A 14,372-nucleotide genomic window follows, 5' to 3' on the forward strand; every position below is an offset into this window, starting at 1 on the left:
TTCTCGCCGCTGCCGCGGCCGCCGCGGCGGCGTTTGCGGCGGGCGCGCGAGCGGGAGCTGACGCCGGGTTCGACGGTGGCGGTCTCGGTGCCCGAATCCTCCGGGCGCGCAATCGGTTCCAGCCCCAGCTTGGCCAGGATCATGCGGACGACGCGGCCGGGGCTGCGGCCGTCGGTGCGCACTCGCACGGTCGCCACCTCGCGGTAGAGGGGGCGGCGGATCTTCATCAGCTCGCGGTACTTCTTGGCGGGGTCGTCGCCGTTGAGCAGCGGGCGGTTGGTGCTGGCACCGGTGCGGCGCAGCCCTTCGCCCACACTGATTTCCAGGTAGACGACGGTACGGTCGTGCAGCAGGGCGCGGGTCGCGGCCGAGAGCACCGAGCCGCCGCCGAGGGAGACCACGCCGTGCCCGGCGAGGACGGCGTCGCGGACGACCTCCTCCTCCATACGGCGGAACTCCGGCTCGCCGTCCTCGGCGAAGATCTCCGGAATCGTGCGCCCGGCGCGCTCCTCGATCCCGGCGTCGGTGTCGTAGAGGTCCACGCCGAGTTCCCGGGCCAGCTTGCGCCCGATGGTGGACTTGCCCGCGCCCGGCGGACCGACCAGCACCAGACTGATTGCGGGCCGGTCGGTTTCACCGGCCGCCGCGGTGGGTTCGTGCTCGCCGGACACCGCGCTGTCGTCAGCGGTCACTGCCCGGCGTGGCCCGGGATGTGCGGGCGGGCGTTGATCCGCTTCAGGTAGGCGTGGATGTTGTCGACGGTCTCGGGCAGCGAGTCGCCGCCGAACTTGTCGAGCACGGCCTGCGCCACGACCAGCGCCACCATCGCCTCGGCGACCACACCGGCCGCGGGCACCGCGCACACATCCGAGCGCTGGTGGATGGCGACGGCTTCCTCGCCCGAGGACATGTCGACCGTCGACAGCGCCCGCGGCACGGTCGAGATCGGCTTCATGGCCGCGCGCACGCGCAGCGCCTCGCCATTGGTCATGCCGCCCTCCAGGCCGCCCGCGCGGTTGGTGGAGCGCAGCACGCCGTCGGGGCCCGGCCGCATCTCGTCGTGGGCCTGGCTGCCGCGGCGGCGGGCGGTCTCGAAACCGTCGCCCACCTCGACGCCCTTGATGGCCTGAATGCCCATGAGCGCGGCCGCCAGTCGCGAATCCAGGCGCGCCTCACCGGAGGTGAACGAGCCCAGGCCCACCGGCAGGCCCTCGATCACGACCTCGACCACACCGCCCAGGGTGTCGCCGTCCTTCTTGGCCGCCTCGATCTCGGCGATCATGGCCGCCTCGGCGTCCTTGTCGAACGCGCGCACCGGCGACTCGTCGATGGCGTCCAGATCCGCGGCGGTCGGGACGACGCCGGTGGTGTTCGCGGCGGCGCCGATGGACACCACGTGCGAGATCACCTCGACGCCCAGCGCCTGGCGCAGGAAGTTCTTGGCCACGGTGCCCGCCGCGACCCGCGCCGCGGTCTCGCGGGCGCTGGCCCGCTCCAGGACGTTGCGGGCGTCGTCGAAGCCGTACTTGAGCATGCCCGAGTAGTCGGCGTGGCCCGGACGGGGACGGGTGAGGGGGGCGTTGCGGGCGAGGTCCGCGAGCTCGGCCTCGTCCACCGGATCGGCGGACATGACCTGGGTCCACTTGGGCCACTCCGAGTTCGCCACCTCGATGGCGACCGGGCCGCCCATGGTGCGGCCGTGGCGCACGCCGCCGACCATGGTGACCACGTCGGCCTCGAACTTCATCCGCGCGCCGCGCCCGTACCCGAGCCGTCGCCGGGCCAGCTGCGCGCCGATCTCGGCGGAGGTCACCTCGACACCGGCCACCATCCCCTCGAGGATGGTGACGAGAGCAGGACCATGGGATTCTCCGGCAGTTATCCAGCGCAACACGAGTGACATCTTTCCATGACAACAGGGGTGCTCGAACACACGGCCCGTGCATAGCCCGATGTCAGCGCACGGCCACCACCGCCACCATGCTCGCGGCACACATCGCGGGCCCGTGCGCGAGCGTCCCGGCGACGCCCGCCCGGCCGCCCGCGCCCGGGATCGGCAGTCGATGCCCGAGCATGCCGCCCAGGCCCGCGGCGGCGGTGAGCATGGGCGCGGCCAATGCTGCCCAGGACCAGGTCTGGGCGCCGCAGAGGGCTGTCGCCGCCCCTAGACCGAAGGCGAGTTTGACGTCGCCCGCGCCGAGGGCACGCGGGCAGCAGAGATGGACGAACAGGTAGGGAACGGCCAGCAGCAGGGCGCCGGAGACCGCGAGTGCCGGCCTGCCCGTGGCGAATCCGTAGCCGATCACGAGCGCGGCGCCGGGCAGGGTGAGGACGTTCGGTAGCCGCCGGCTGCGCAGATCACAGACGCTCAGGGCGACGCACCACAGGGTCAGCAGCAGGACCGGCAACGGAGACATGGATCGAGGATCGCGCGGCGGCGGCCGGTGTGGGGGGCGTGATCGCGAAATGTGGAGAACCGCTTGCGATGTGAACAGCCTGGGTTCCACTACCAGGTCATTCACGTGTTGCGTGTCGGTGTTGCGGCGTGTCGGCGGTAACTTTGACGCATGTCTGCTGATCACGATCCGGTCCGGCGTCCCGACTACGCGCTGCGCAGGGCCAGCCTGCGCAATCTGCTGGTGGAGAACCGCGTCGATGCCCTGCTGGTCACGGACCTGATCAATATCCGGTACCTGACCGGTTTCACCGGGTCCAACGCCGCGCTGCTGGTGTACGCCTGGGATTCCAGCGAGGACCGCACCCTCATCTGCACCGACGGCCGCTACCTCACCCAGGTCGGCGTGCAGGTGCCCGATCTGCGCGCCGAGATCAACCGGGCCAGTGCCCGCCGCGTCATGGAGATCGCGGGGGAGTGGCAGACCGGCCGGGTCGGTTTCGAGAGCCACGTGGTCACCGTCGAACAGCATCGCGGCCTGTCCGCACTGGGCACCGGCCTGGACCTGGTCGCGATCTCGGGGCTGGTCGAGCAGTTGCGCATGGTGAAGGACGACTTCGAGGTCGAGCAGCTGCGCGCGGCCTGCGACGCCGCCGACGCGGCCCTGGCCACCCTGCTCGAACGCGGCGGCCTGCGTCCCGGACGCACCGAGCGGGAGGTGGCCCGGGAGCTGGAGTGGCTCATGTTCGAGCACGGCGCGGAGGCGGTCGCCTTCGAGACCATCGTGGCCGCGGGCGCGAATTCGGCTGTCCCGCATCATCGCCCGACCGGGTCGATGCTGGCCACCGGTGATTTCGTGAAGCTCGACTTCGGTGCGGTGGTCGGCGGCTACCACTCCGACATGACCCGCACCTTCGTGCTGGGTGCGCCGACGGACTGGCAGCGCGAGGTCTACGACCTGGTCCAGCGGGCGCAGCAGGCCGGCCGCGAGGCCCTGACCCCGGGCGTCTCGACCAAGGCGGTGGACGCGGCGTCGCGCGCGGTGATCGAGGCCGCCGGGCACGGTGAGCTGTTCGTGCACGGCCTCGGGCACGGTGTGGGCCTGCAGATTCACGAAGCGCCCGGAATAGCCAAAACCGGCACGGGTACACTGCTGGATGGCGTGGCGGTGACCGTCGAGCCAGGTGTGTACTTCCCCGGCCGCGGTGGTGTCCGGATCGAGGACACACTCGTGGTTCGCCAGGGGGGCCCGGAGCTGCTCACCCGCACCAGCAAAGACCTGACCGTCGTCGACTGACGCGCGGTTCGACCGACTAGTAGGAGATCCGAGGACAGTGGCGGACACCAGCGACTTCAAGAACGGCCTCGTGCTGAAGATCGACAATCAGCTGCAGCAGATCGTCGAGTTCCAGCATGTGAAGCCGGGTAAGGGTCCCGCCTTCGTGCGCACCAAGCTGAAGAACGTGGTCTCGGGCAAGGTCGTCGACAAGACCTTCAACGCCGGCGTCAAGGTGGAGACCGCGACCGTCGACCGTCGCGACATGACGTACCTGTACCACGATGGTCAGGACTACATCTTCATGGACGGCGACACCTACGACCAGATCCACCTGAGCGAGCAGCTGCTGGGCCGCAACGCGGGCTTCCTGCTGGAGAACATGGCCGTGCAGATCGCCATGCACGAGGGCGAGGCGCTGTTCGTCGAGCTCCCGGTCGCCATCGACGTGATCGTCACCCACACCGAGCCGGGCCTGCAGGGCGACCGCTCCTCGGCCGGCACCAAGCCCGCCACCGTGGAGACCGGCGCCGAGGTGCAGGTGCCGCTGTTCATCAACCAGGGTGACAAGCTGCGCATCGACACCCGGGACGGCAGCTACATCAGCCGCGTCAACAACTGACGCGACGGATAATGTCTTTCGTGGCCGATCAATCGGACAAGAAGTCGTTCAAGAAGCTCGGCGCACGGCACAAGGCGCGCCGGCGGGCGGTGGATCTGCTCTTCGAGGCGGAGGCCCGCGATATCGATCCCGCGGATCTGCTGTCCGAGCGTGTCTCGCTGGCGGTGCATGAGGAGTCGGTGGCGCCGGTGAACCCCTACACCCGGGTCCTGGTCGAAGGCGTCGCGGATGATCTGGACCGGGTGGACGGCACCATCGAGTCGTACCTGCAGGACTGGACGCTGGGACGGCTGCCCGCCGTGGACCGCGCCATCCTGCGGGTAGCGGTGTGGGAGTTGTTCCACGCCAACGACGTTCCGCCGGTGGTGGCGGTCGACGAGGCGGTGGAGCTGGCCAAGGAGCTGTCCACCGACGATTCGCCGTCGTTCATCAATGGTGTGCTCGGGCAGGTGGTCCAGGTGGCCCCGCAGGTGCGGGCCGCCGCGGCCGCGACCCGCGCCACCGTCGTCGCCGACGACGAGAAGTAGTTCGAAGGAGAAGCGCAGGGTGCGCAAGTATCTCGTGATGGCCATGCGCACCCCGCGCTTCGACGACTCCGTCATCGTCCCGCACAAGGACTGGCTGACGGCCGTCCGCGAGCGCGGACAGCTGGTGGAAACCGGCAAATTCACCGATGGCAGCGGCGGCGCGTACGTGATCACCGCCGAAAACCTGGCTGCCGCACAGGAACTGATCCAGACCGACCCGATTCACACTACGGGCGCTTCGGAACTCACCGTCTACGAGTGGGAAATCACCGGCTGATCCGGACTTTCGTCACGCCCCGGCGGGACGCAGCACGATCGTGCCCTTGGCCGCCCGGTCGGCCAGCAGCTGATGGGCGTGGGCGGCCTGGTCGAGCGGTAGCACGCGGTCGACGAGCGGGGCCAGCGATCCCGTCGCGGCGCGATTCAGTGCCGCGGCGCGCGCAGCGGCGACCCCCGCCAGCCAGTCCGGTCCGGAGCAGCCGATCAGGGTGAGGCCGCGCATGATCAGGTCCATGGCGCCGACCTGTGCGGGCGCGCCGGACAGGAAGCCGTAGCTGAGCATGCGGCCGCGCAGCGGCGTCATGAGATCCAGCAGGGCCAGGGCGGATTCGCCGCCGATCGAGTCGAACACGACGTCCAGCGTTGTGCCGCCGAGCATCTCGCGCAGTTGCTCGGTCCAGCCGGGACTGTGATGGTCGACGACGATGTCCGCGCCGAATTCGCGTGCCTGCGCGGCCTTTTCGGCCCCGCCCGCGGTGGCGATCACCCGCGCGGCGCCGTACTCCTTGGCCAGCTGGGTGAGATAGGCGCCGACGCCGGTCGCGGCAGCCTCGATCAGGACGGTCTCGGTGCCGGTGAGTCGCGCGGTCTCCAGCAGCGGGATCGCGACCGACCCGCTCATGGTGACGGCCGCCGCCTCGACGGTGCCCAGGCCGTCCGGAATCGCGGTCGCCGTCTCCACCGGAACGCAGACCTGCTCGGCATAGGTGCCGAAACTGTTGCTGCTCACCACTGCTCGCTGCCCGATCAGCGCCGGGTCCACGCCCGCGCCGACCTCGGCGATGACGCCCGCGGCCTGGGTGCCGAAGACGATCGGGAATTCCACCGGCAGCGGGAACGCGCCCGACCGCAGCATGGTCTCCGGGAACAGCACCGGAATCGCCTCGGTGTGCACCAGGATCTCCCCGGCCTGCGGGCGCGGCGCGGGCACCTCGCTCGCCACCAGGACGTCGGGTGCGCCGGTACCGGTCAATAGGATTGCTTGCATTGGAAACCTCTCATAAGTTGACTGACGGTCAAGATGTGCCTGCGAAGATATTGACCGTCGGTCAAGTTGTCAAATGAAAGTGGTGATATGGACCGGCCCAAGGAACGCGCCGACGCAGCGCGCAACCGGCAGGCAATCCTGGCGGCAGCGCGGAAGCTGTTCGCCGAGGAGGGGGCCGAAGCTGCCACGATGGAGCGGATCGCGGCAGCGGCCGGAGTGGCCAAGGGCACGCTCTTCCACCGCTTCGGCAGCCGCGCCGGCCTGCTGCACGAACTGATCGCCGAGGGCGCGTTCGAACTCATGGAGGCCGTGCGGTCGGGTCCGCCGCCGCTCGGTCCGGGCGCTCCGGCCGGGGAGCGCCTACTGGCCTACTTCGAGGCCATGACCCGTCTGATCGCTGACGACATCGAGATCTCGGTCGCCTATCGGGCAAACCCTCCGCATCCGCGTGCCGAGGAACTTCACACCTTCTGGGCCACCCACATCAGCGCCCTGCTCCGCGAGGTCCGCCCCGATCTCGACGCCGACGTGGTCGGCGGACTGCTGCTCGCGCCCCTGGGTGGTGACCTGGTGCCCTACCTGGTCCGCAACGGCCAGAAGGACCGGCTTCTCGAAGCCGTCCGGCAGCTGGTTCAGTCGGTCCTCGACGGATCTGCCTGAGACTACGGACCTGCCTGATTGGGGATTCGCCCGAGTCGCAACGAATCCGCCAGAGCCGCAGCGAATTCGCCCGAGTCGAAGTGGATGTGCCTGAGCCGCAACCGATCTGCCCGAGTTGCGACGGATATGCCCGGGTCGCGACGGATATGCCGGAGCTGCGAGGGATCTGCCTGCGGGGTGACCGATGTGCCTGAGTGGTAACGGTCCAGGTCAGTTCGGGTTGCTGTCGTAGCGTTCGCGGGCGGCGAGGACGTCCTCGATGTGGGTCTCGGCCCAGCTCTTGATCGCCTGCATGACCGGGAGCAGGCTGCGTCCGAGTTCGGTGAGTTCGTAGTCGACCCGGACCGGCACCGAAGCGGTCACCGCGCGGCTGACCAGACCGTCGCGTTCCATGGTGCGCAGGGTCTGGGTGAGCATCTTCTGGCTGACGCCCGCGACGATGCGGGACAGGTCGCTGTAGCGGCGGGGTCCGCCGGCGAGCGCGGTGAGCAGCAGGCTCACCCATTTGTCGCTGATGCGGTCGAGCAGGTGCCGGGTGGGGCATTCCTGGACGTAGGCGTCGTAGGCGCGGCGGGCTTCGGTGCGCCGCTGGGCCGCGGTCCTGGTCGCCATGGCTCTCCCTCGCGTACGGTACGCACTCCGAGGTGCGTACTTCCCGACGGAGAGTAACACTCCGTACGTTTGCTGCTGGGTGGAAAACCGTTCAGCAGAGGAGATTTCGCATGCGTGCCGTGGTGATTCGTTCGTTCGGAGGCCCCGAGGTGCTGGAGCAGGCCGACGTGCCGGTGCCGTCGCCGGGTCCGCGGCAGGTGCGGATTCGGGTGACCGCCGCCGGGGTGAATCCGGTGGACCTGCACACCCGCTCGGGCGGTCTGGCACAGGCGGGCCTGATGGTGCCGCGCGACGTGATCGGCCTCGGCTGGGACGTGGCCGGCACGATCGACGAGATCGGTTCCGGCGTCCAGGATTTCGCGCTCGGTGACCAGGTGTACGGCCTGTCGGACCGCCTGGACGTGCCACTGGGCGCGCAGGCGGATTTCGTCGTCCTGGACGCCGCGGCCGTCGCGCTCGCCCCGCGGCGTGCTTCCGCGGTCGAGGCTGCGACGGTACCGCTGAATGCCCTGACCGCCGTGCAGTCCCTGGACGCGCTCGCACTCACCGCCGGGCAGACCGTGCTGATCACCGGCGCCGCCGGTGCGGTCGGCGGCTTCGCGGTGGAACTGGCTGTGGCCCAGGGCCTTCGGGTGGTGGCGACCGCCGCGACGCCGGACGAGGACCTGGTCCGCAAACTCGGCGCGGAGTTCTTCGTCCCGCGCGGCGCACGCTTGGGCGAGGCGGTGCGCGCCCTGATCCCGGGCGGTGCCGACGGCGCGGTGGACGCGGCGTCCCTGGGCGCCGAGGCTCTCGACGCGGTCCGCTCCGGGGGTGTGTTCGCGGCCGTGGTGGGTGGCGCGGAACCGGTGGGTCTGCGCGGAATCCGCGTCGCCAACACTTGGATTCGCGCCGACGGTCCCCGGCTGGCCGAGCTGGCCGCCCTGGTGGACGCGGGCCGCCTGACCCCGCGCGTCGCCGGCACCCTGCCCCTCGACCAGGTCGCCGACGCCCACCACCGGCTCGCCGCAGGCGGCCTGCGCGGCCGCCTGGTGCTGATTCCCTGAACGGCAACAGTGCGCCGGGCCGTTTGTGCCTGCCACGAATTTCGATGGGGTGCGGCCCGGTTCGCGAGCCGAGCGGTGCTGCCGCAGGCCGAGGCGTCCGGGCCGGGCCCGTGGGCTAGGTGAAGGACCAGACGGCAGCGGGGCGGCCGGTGGCCTTCACACGAACCCGTTCGCCGGTGCGGGAGAGCCCGGGGAGGGCGGCTAGGGTCCGGTTGAGGTTGCCGGGGTCCGGTTTCGCGCCGTGCAGGGCGGTGGTGAGGTCGACGGCTCTGGTGGCGGTGAACTGGTCGCCGGTCAGGGCGCGGGTGAATGTCAGGTCTTTCCAGAGCATCTCGGCCAGCCGGGCGCGGGCGGCGGTGACGATCTGGTTGTGGTCGAAGGCCAGATGCGGGACGGCGTCGAACGGGACCCAGGTCGCGCTGTCGGTCCCGTGCGGGCCGACCACGGCCCACATGGCGATGGACAGTGTCGGCCCGCGTGGATCGCGGTGCGGCTCATCGAAGGTGGCGACCTGCCCGACGGCGAGGATGGCGTCGGCCGGTACCCCGAGTTTGGTGTGGACCGCGCGGTGGGCGGCCTCGGCCAGGCGTTCGCCGAGGCCGAGCAGCACACCCGGCAGCGCGAGTTCACCGGCGAAGGGTTCCCACCGCCGGGGCGCGATGCCGAGGGCGGCGGTGGGGTCGTCGGGTCCGTAGCGCAGCGTGATCACGTCGATCGACACTGCGGATTGTTGCTCCACAAATGCACCATCATGCCTGAGCCGCGATCCGGAGCGTGCGATCGGCTCGGTCCGGACCGCATGCGGTGAGCACCACGGGCGCGCCGAGTTCGGCCTCCAGGTAGCCGGGCACGTCGGCGGGCAGGTCGGCCAGGGCCGGGGTGGCGGCGTCGAGGAGATCGGTGAGCCGCCGCTGGTGGCCGAGGTCCTGCCAGACTCCGCACGCCAGCCGGTCGACGCAGCCGTCGGGGGTGAGATAGCCGGTGGCGGTGCGGATGTCGCCGAGGGCGTCGAGGTGGTTGACGACCACGCCGTCGATGCCGCCGCAGGCTTCGACGGCGTAGCGGAGCAGCAGGGGATCGAGGTGCCCGCGCCGGAACGCGCCCTGGTATTCGCCGGTTCCATTGTGCGGCTCCGCAATCGCGAGCGCCGGGTCCTCGGTCGGGAAGGGTCCGGCCCCGTGCCTGGTCATGTACGCGCGGGTCACGCCGAGCACGTGGCCGGGCGCGCCGAGGCGCGCCAGCATGGCGCGCGCGTGCCGGGGTTCGACGGTCGACCAGGTGGTGTACGGGTGGGTGCCGCGCCACTCGTCGAGCAGCACCCCCTGCGCGCCTTCGAACACGAGCCGGCCCTGACGCGCGAACGCGGCGAGTTGCTCGGCCGGCAGGATGGCCACGGCCCGGGCGAAGGCGGTGTACGCCGCGACCAGATCGTCGATCGGGTCGTAGCGATGCCGTCCGCCCGCGAGCTGCGGCCCGTAGTGTTCTTCGAGCGCGATCAGTTTGCGCCGCAACACCTCCGGTCGCCGGCAGTCGGCGACCCGGGGCGCGTCGTGGCCGAGCGCGTAGCTCGCCGTCTCGCCGATGCCGATGCCGCACGAACCGTGCCGGGCGGTACCCCTCGTATCCTCCCGGCAACGGTTGGCGGCTCCGTGGATCGGCGTGGTGAGCAGGGCCCGCTCGTCCACGTAGAGCAGGGACAGCGGATCGGCGACGCCGAGCGCGGCGAGTTCGCGCGCCTCGGCGGCCAGGGCCAGCGGTTCCACCAGCATGTGCCGCGACAGCAGGGTCGGCACCCGCGACAGGGTGCCGGACCCGAACTGGTGGAAGGTGTGGTGGCGGCCGTCGGCGATCACATTGTGGGCGGCCTGCGCCCCGCCGTTGAACCGCACCACCGCGGCCACGTCGAGCCCGGCCTGCGATGAGCACAGCCAGTCCACGGTGGCGCCCTTGCCGGCATCGCCGAAGCCCAGGTCCACCACGATCAGGTGACTGTCGCCGAACATGTTGTGTCCCTTCGTCTATCGGATCCGGTCAGAGATCCACGTCGTCGGTCCCGGTGGCGGCCGGCAGCGCCCCGACGCTGCGTCCGCGCCGGGCGCCGCCCAGCGGTGCGAGGGCCTTGCCCACCGCGTCGGCCTCGCTGGTCGATCCGATATCGCGCAGATCGGCCAGCCCCGCCCCGAGATCGATGCGGTCCTCGGCGATGCCGATGGTCAGGGCGATGAGCTCGCACACCGCGGCCGGATCGTCGAGCCGCAGGAACCGCTCACCCAGCAGCCCCTGCCAGTGCTCGGCGATCTCCGGATCCCGGTAGTAGCTGGACTGATTGGGCAGGATGTAGTGCACGTGCCAGCGGTCGGCCAGCTCGCGGTAGATCGACTCGACCGAGATGTCGCGGTCGACGTCGTCGCCGATGACGGTGCGAAGGTGGCGAGCGGCCAGCCGCTTCTTGTTCAGCTCGTCGCCGACGATGAAGAGGTAGCCCTTGCGGCCCCGCTTGTCCCACGCGTCGGTGGCGGTGTGCCGGGCGATGAAATACGCTGCCAGCTCGTAGCTTTCGGACTTCTGCCCGCCACCGCCGCCCTCCAGCAGGATGAGACGCAGCTGCTCGTCCATCCGGTTGTCGGATTCGAACTGCCCGACCTGCAGCGGCACCCGGTCGCTGTCGGCGTCGCCGATGGCCCCGAACAGGATCTGCGGATCGTCCGCATAACCCTTGCGCTGCAACAGCCCGTGCAGTTTGGCCAGCTTCTCCTGCATGATCCGGGGCACCCTGCCCATGGATCCGGTGACGTCGAACAGCACCGCGATGGGCAGTGAGTTGCCGTGGTCGTCGGAGTCCCGCGACTCCCGCTTGTCCACCCCGAACGGGTCCATGGTGGGGTGCGCCTTCCACTGATCCCACGGCACCGACCGCATATCCGCGGTGTAGCCGAAATCGTCGAGCCCCTTCGCCGCGCGGAAGGTCCGCGCCGCATCGTAGGCACTGTCGTCCCAGCGTCCGTAACCCATTGCTATCACTTACCTTTCGTGAGCTCGAAGGGCCGGAAGCGGCGCTTCCCGTAGAGCCGGTCGAGCAGATCGTCGAATTCCCCGAGCAGGTCCGCGGCGTCGGGCCGCAGCCGTGGATCGGATTGCAGGCACCCCGTGGCGTAGGACCGCAGGGCCGCGGGCGCGCGGTCGCCGAGCATGGTGAGCATCAGGCGATGCGCGAGGTGGACATCGGTGGCGGGGGAGACCGCGTCCCGGATCTCCGGTGGATAGTCGAGCGACTTCAGCGTGGCCGCTGCCGTATTCCCGGGCCGGGTCGCGAAAGACCAGCCCGCCAGCACGATTCCGTGCAGGCGCGGATGCACCAGCACATTGGCCGGGCTGATGGCGGTGTGCACCCACCCCGCCAGCTGTGCACCGGCCAGGCAGCGCAGCAGCCGGCGATGCATCCAGGCGTAGTCGCGCGGATCCAGGCCACCGGGGTAGGCGGCCCGGACCTCCTCGAGTGTCACGAACTCCCCGGTGAGCGCGCCGAGCACGTTCACGGTGCGCTGCTCGCCGGTCGCGGAGTCCAGGTGGTCGACCGTGTCGATCAGCTCCGGGAAGTAGGGCTCCAGCCATTCGTGCTCCGCGGCCACGATCGCGATGTCGCGCAGGGCATTTCGTTCCCCGGACAGCAATCGGTTGGCCGCCGCCCGGCGCGGGATCTTCACGACCCGGTCCGAGCCGCTGCGATACACGTCCGCTACCGAGCCCGACGCGTGCAGCGCACCCACCGGGTACGTCCCGTGCGCGCCGGTCACCTCGAAGGCGGGCTCGTCCAGTTCCAGCCACTGCCGGTACAGCTCGGCCAGCCGGGCGAACGCGGCCACCGCGATCCCGGCGTCGACGGCCTCCACCCGATCGGGATGCACGATCCCCGCCAGCCGGTGGTAGCGCCGCCGGGCGTCCTGCCGGGCCGCGGAATCCGTTGCGGCAGCACCGAACAGATCCTCGGGCCGCCGGGCCGCCCGAATGCTCTCGGCGGTCTCTCGTGCTGTCGTCATAGTTTTAGGCTAGATGACTAAAACGGCAGGCACCAGAGGTTCGGGACAACTTTTTGTAGTTTCGACAAAAAGGGCTTGGCGGGCGGGCCTTGTCGTCAGCGACCGGGGTGCGCGACCCATCCGGCGACCACGGCCAGTCCGGTGGGCCGGTGCACGGCCAGGAATCCGAACGGGCGGTCGAACGTCACCGTGGTGTGCAGCACGGTGTGCGCGGGTCTCGGGAACCGGGCGCTGGCCAGGTTCATCGACAGCGCGGTGACCGCGGCGGCATCGAACCCGGTCTCGGTGAAGCGCGCGAACACGTCCTGCGCGGCCTGGTCGACGTAGAGCGGGCGCGCCGACATCGCCGGGAAGTGGCCGCGCGCACTGTCGGTCACCGTGGTCAGGCCGAACAGTGCCGACTGGTCGATCAGGTTGTGCAGGCTGCGAATCTCGAAGGGCGGCAACAGGGTTTCCAGGCTGTCGCCCTGTCCGTGATCGGGCGCGGCCTGTACTCTCAGTCCGGGTGCCTCGGTGCCTGCGGGCAGGTCCGTCCGGATCGGGATGGTGCCGTCCAGTGCGTCGAGGCCGGTCGTCAGAACCGTGCCCGGCGTGCCCTCACCCAGGAGCAGGTGTACGTCGAGATCTTCTGTGCCGTAGACGATTACGCGGGTCACCGCCGTACCGGCGCCGAGTACGCTCGCGTGCTGTGGCCGCGACGAGAACCGGCGCAGCGCGGGACCGCTGTGCCCGCGCCACGGTCCGTCGGTGACCTGGATGGTGGTCCGGTGGAAGGGAGCCTCCCACCGAGTGCGAGCGACCAGCGCGGTGGCGAGCACCAGGACCGTCGCGGCGTCGATCGGGAGCGGGAACTTCTCGATCAGGCCGTCGGTGTGGTCGTTTGCCCAGGTGTCGAGCGCGGCCTGATCGGTGAGGGTCTCCACGGTTCCCGACGGCAGGCGTTGCGACCACTCCGGGTGCAGCGGCAGGTCCCGCCGGACCCAGAGGCCGAGTGCCGCCGAGACCGAGTCGGCCTCGGCCAGTGTGCGCAGCAGATCCAGCGCGCGGTCGTGGCCGTCGGCGGCGGAAATGCCGGTGGCCGTGGCGAGTTCGCTGCGTCCGGGCTCGTCGGCGGCGGAGGCCAGCAGGGCGAGCAGCGGCCAGACGCCGCAGCCGGACAGTACGAAGTCGCCGGCCCCGGCTGCGGCGCACCAGCGGGCGGTGAGGCGGTTGGCGGCGGCGATGTGGGCGGGCAGCGGGGTCGGCATGACGCCAGCCTAGGTGTGGTGTGAGCAAGGGCCGCCGGATACAGTGAGAGAAATTGTGTCGTTTGCTCTCATCGAGGAGATCATGATGGTTGCCGCCGAGTCCGCCACGGATGGCGCGCTGCGGTTGCGGGCGCTGATGGCGGGGGACGGCACGGCCGCACGGGCCTGGGAGTTGTTCGACAGCCTGCCGGCGGTGCGGGTCGAGGAGATCACCACCGGGCGGTGGCGCGGGGCCGAGGTGGCGACCGGCCATCCCTGGGACGGGATGCTGGTGGAAAGCGGCTGGTACGGCAAGCAATTCGACAGCGCCGACAGCGTGCAGCCGCTGCTGTTCTCCGATCCGGCCGGGGACATCTTCCCGGTGGATCCGCGGCGGGTGCCCCTGTTCCTGGCGGGAAAGGTGCCGGTCGACACGCTGAAACCGGTGCGCCGGTCGCTCGGGGTGCTGCGGCCGGTGCTGCAAACCCGGACTCCGCGCGCCCGCCTGCGGAATCTGGAATTCCGTGGAAAGGCCAGTGCCGCAATGATCTACGACGATCTGCCGATCATCGACGTCTTCCGCAAGGTCGACGAGGACACCCTGCTGGGTGTGATGGACAAGCGCGGATTGACCGAGCCCTACTTCTTCGTGCTCGACCGCGACCGCTAGCCCGGGCGGCGAAGCGACTGTGCCCGAGCCGCAC

Annotated in this window: 16 protein-coding genes and 1 pseudogene; 7 read left to right on the forward strand and 10 right to left on the reverse strand. The window is 70.3% G+C overall.

The window, feature by feature from the left end:
* Positions 1–125: 125 nt before the first annotated feature.
* From ACFXIV_RS02965 to ACFXIV_RS02975, 3 genes and pseudogenes are all read right to left on the reverse strand, one after another.
* Positions 126–617: pseudogene (locus ACFXIV_RS02965) on the reverse strand (shikimate kinase); the annotation flags it as partial.
* Between the two features lie 71 nt (positions 618–688).
* On the reverse strand, positions 689–1,894 hold the full coding sequence (gene aroC, locus ACFXIV_RS02970) for a chorismate synthase (RefSeq protein WP_379387245.1): 1,206 nt from the start codon (positions 1,892–1,894) through the stop codon (positions 689–691).
* 61 nt (positions 1,895–1,955) lie between these two features.
* On the reverse strand, positions 1,956–2,417 hold the full coding sequence (locus tag ACFXIV_RS02975) for a prepilin peptidase (protein WP_379400494.1): 462 nt from the start codon (positions 2,415–2,417) through the stop codon (positions 1,956–1,958).
* Between the two features lie 150 nt (positions 2,418–2,567).
* Here ACFXIV_RS02975 and ACFXIV_RS02980 point away from each other — a divergent pair, with 150 nt between their 5' ends.
* From ACFXIV_RS02980 to ACFXIV_RS02995, 4 genes are read left to right on the forward strand one after another with little or no spacing between them, the layout of a single operon-like run.
* The gene (locus tag ACFXIV_RS02980; RefSeq protein ID WP_379400493.1) at positions 2,568–3,692 is read left to right on the forward strand and encodes a M24 family metallopeptidase; all 1,125 of its coding nucleotides are present in this window, start codon (positions 2,568–2,570) and stop codon (positions 3,690–3,692) included.
* 37 nt (positions 3,693–3,729) lie between these two features.
* A complete protein-coding gene (gene efp, locus ACFXIV_RS02985) occupies positions 3,730–4,293 on the forward strand; it encodes an elongation factor P (RefSeq protein WP_354837343.1) in 564 nt (187 codons plus the stop codon).
* A gap of 20 nt (positions 4,294–4,313) precedes the next feature.
* Positions 4,314–4,820, forward strand: a complete 507-nt coding sequence (gene nusB / locus ACFXIV_RS02990) for a transcription antitermination factor NusB (protein ID WP_379400492.1) — start codon at positions 4,314–4,316, stop codon at positions 4,818–4,820.
* Positions 4,821–4,839: 19 nt separating this feature from the next.
* Entirely contained in the window at positions 4,840–5,097 is a 258-nt protein-coding gene (locus ACFXIV_RS02995) for a YciI family protein (RefSeq protein WP_379387050.1), read from the forward strand.
* A 12-nt stretch (positions 5,098–5,109) separates the two neighbouring features.
* Here the strand turns inward: ACFXIV_RS02995 and ACFXIV_RS03000 are convergent, their stop codons facing one another.
* Positions 5,110–6,087, reverse strand: coding sequence for a zinc-binding alcohol dehydrogenase family protein (locus tag ACFXIV_RS03000; RefSeq protein WP_379400491.1), 978 nt, complete (start codon positions 6,085–6,087; stop codon positions 5,110–5,112).
* A gap of 87 nt (positions 6,088–6,174) precedes the next feature.
* Between ACFXIV_RS03000 and ACFXIV_RS03005 the strand changes: the two genes are divergently transcribed.
* Positions 6,175–6,747 (forward strand): TetR/AcrR family transcriptional regulator, encoded by a 573-nt coding sequence (locus ACFXIV_RS03005; RefSeq protein ID WP_379400490.1) that lies wholly within the window; start codon positions 6,175–6,177, stop codon positions 6,745–6,747.
* A 210-nt stretch (positions 6,748–6,957) separates the two neighbouring features.
* On the opposite strand, the gene ACFXIV_RS03010 is transcribed toward ACFXIV_RS03005, so the two are convergent.
* Positions 6,958–7,359: a winged helix-turn-helix transcriptional regulator gene (locus ACFXIV_RS03010; RefSeq protein WP_379400489.1), complete on the reverse strand. Its 402-nt coding sequence runs from the start codon at positions 7,357–7,359 to the stop codon at positions 6,958–6,960.
* A gap of 110 nt (positions 7,360–7,469) precedes the next feature.
* Here ACFXIV_RS03010 and ACFXIV_RS03015 point away from each other — a divergent pair, with 110 nt between their 5' ends.
* Positions 7,470–8,405, forward strand: coding sequence for an NADP-dependent oxidoreductase (locus ACFXIV_RS03015; protein ID WP_379400488.1), 936 nt, complete (start codon positions 7,470–7,472; stop codon positions 8,403–8,405).
* A 115-nt stretch (positions 8,406–8,520) separates the two neighbouring features.
* Here the strand turns inward: ACFXIV_RS03015 and ACFXIV_RS03020 are convergent, their stop codons facing one another.
* From ACFXIV_RS03020 to ACFXIV_RS03040, 5 genes are all read right to left on the reverse strand, one after another.
* Positions 8,521–9,126, reverse strand: coding sequence for an NUDIX domain-containing protein (locus ACFXIV_RS03020; RefSeq protein ID WP_379400487.1), 606 nt, complete (start codon positions 9,124–9,126; stop codon positions 8,521–8,523).
* Between the two features lie 28 nt (positions 9,127–9,154).
* Positions 9,155–10,408, reverse strand: coding sequence for an adenylosuccinate synthetase (locus tag ACFXIV_RS03025; RefSeq protein WP_379400486.1), 1,254 nt, complete (start codon positions 10,406–10,408; stop codon positions 9,155–9,157).
* Between the two features lie 28 nt (positions 10,409–10,436).
* Entirely contained in the window at positions 10,437–11,417 is a 981-nt protein-coding gene (locus ACFXIV_RS03030; RefSeq protein ID WP_379400485.1) for a hypothetical protein, read from the reverse strand.
* A 5-nt stretch (positions 11,418–11,422) separates the two neighbouring features.
* Positions 11,423–12,442, reverse strand: a complete 1,020-nt coding sequence (locus ACFXIV_RS03035; protein ID WP_379400484.1) for a hypothetical protein — start codon at positions 12,440–12,442, stop codon at positions 11,423–11,425.
* Positions 12,443–12,537: 95 nt separating this feature from the next.
* Positions 12,538–13,689: a serpin family protein gene (locus tag ACFXIV_RS03040; RefSeq protein WP_379400483.1), complete on the reverse strand. Its 1,152-nt coding sequence runs from the start codon at positions 13,687–13,689 to the stop codon at positions 12,538–12,540.
* Positions 13,690–13,825: 136 nt separating this feature from the next.
* Here ACFXIV_RS03040 and ACFXIV_RS03045 point away from each other — a divergent pair, with 136 nt between their 5' ends.
* Positions 13,826–14,338 carry a DUF4334 domain-containing protein gene (locus ACFXIV_RS03045; protein ID WP_379400498.1) on the forward strand — a complete coding sequence of 171 codons (513 nt, stop codon included), beginning with the start codon at positions 13,826–13,828 and terminating at the stop codon, positions 14,336–14,338.
* The last annotated feature ends 34 nt before the right edge of the window (positions 14,339–14,372 follow it).

The sequence above is a fragment of the Nocardia sp. NPDC059236 genome (genome assembly GCF_042754085.1).
In the GTDB taxonomy this organism is placed as follows: Bacteria; Actinomycetota; Actinomycetes; order Mycobacteriales; family Mycobacteriaceae; genus Nocardia.

Bases quoted from the DNA above. Each gene is read 5' to 3' on its own strand.
- ACFXIV_RS02975 (WP_379400494.1), bottom strand. From the start codon at position 2,417: ATGTCTCCGTTGCCGGTCCTGCTGCTGACCCTGTGGTGCGTCGCCCTG.
- ACFXIV_RS02980 (WP_379400493.1), top strand. From the start codon at position 2,568: ATGTCTGCTGATCACGATCCGGTCCGGCGTCCCGACTACGCGCTGCGC.
- ACFXIV_RS03000 (WP_379400491.1), bottom strand. From the start codon at position 6,087: ATGCAAGCAATCCTATTGACCGGTACCGGCGCACCCGACGTCCTGGTG.
- ACFXIV_RS03005 (WP_379400490.1), top strand. From the start codon at position 6,175: ATGGACCGGCCCAAGGAACGCGCCGACGCAGCGCGCAACCGGCAGGCA.
- ACFXIV_RS03010 (WP_379400489.1), bottom strand. From the start codon at position 7,359: ATGGCGACCAGGACCGCGGCCCAGCGGCGCACCGAAGCCCGCCGCGCC.
- ACFXIV_RS03015 (WP_379400488.1), top strand. From the start codon at position 7,470: ATGCGTGCCGTGGTGATTCGTTCGTTCGGAGGCCCCGAGGTGCTGGAG.
- ACFXIV_RS03025 (WP_379400486.1), bottom strand. From the start codon at position 10,408: ATGTTCGGCGACAGTCACCTGATCGTGGTGGACCTGGGCTTCGGCGAT.
- ACFXIV_RS03030 (WP_379400485.1), bottom strand. From the start codon at position 11,417: ATGGGTTACGGACGCTGGGACGACAGTGCCTACGATGCGGCGCGGACC.
- ACFXIV_RS03035 (WP_379400484.1), bottom strand. From the start codon at position 12,442: ATGACGACAGCACGAGAGACCGCCGAGAGCATTCGGGCGGCCCGGCGG.
- ACFXIV_RS03040 (WP_379400483.1), bottom strand. From the start codon at position 13,689: ATGCCGACCCCGCTGCCCGCCCACATCGCCGCCGCCAACCGCCTCACC.
- ACFXIV_RS03045 (WP_379400498.1), top strand. From the start codon at position 13,826: ATGGCGGGGGACGGCACGGCCGCACGGGCCTGGGAGTTGTTCGACAGC.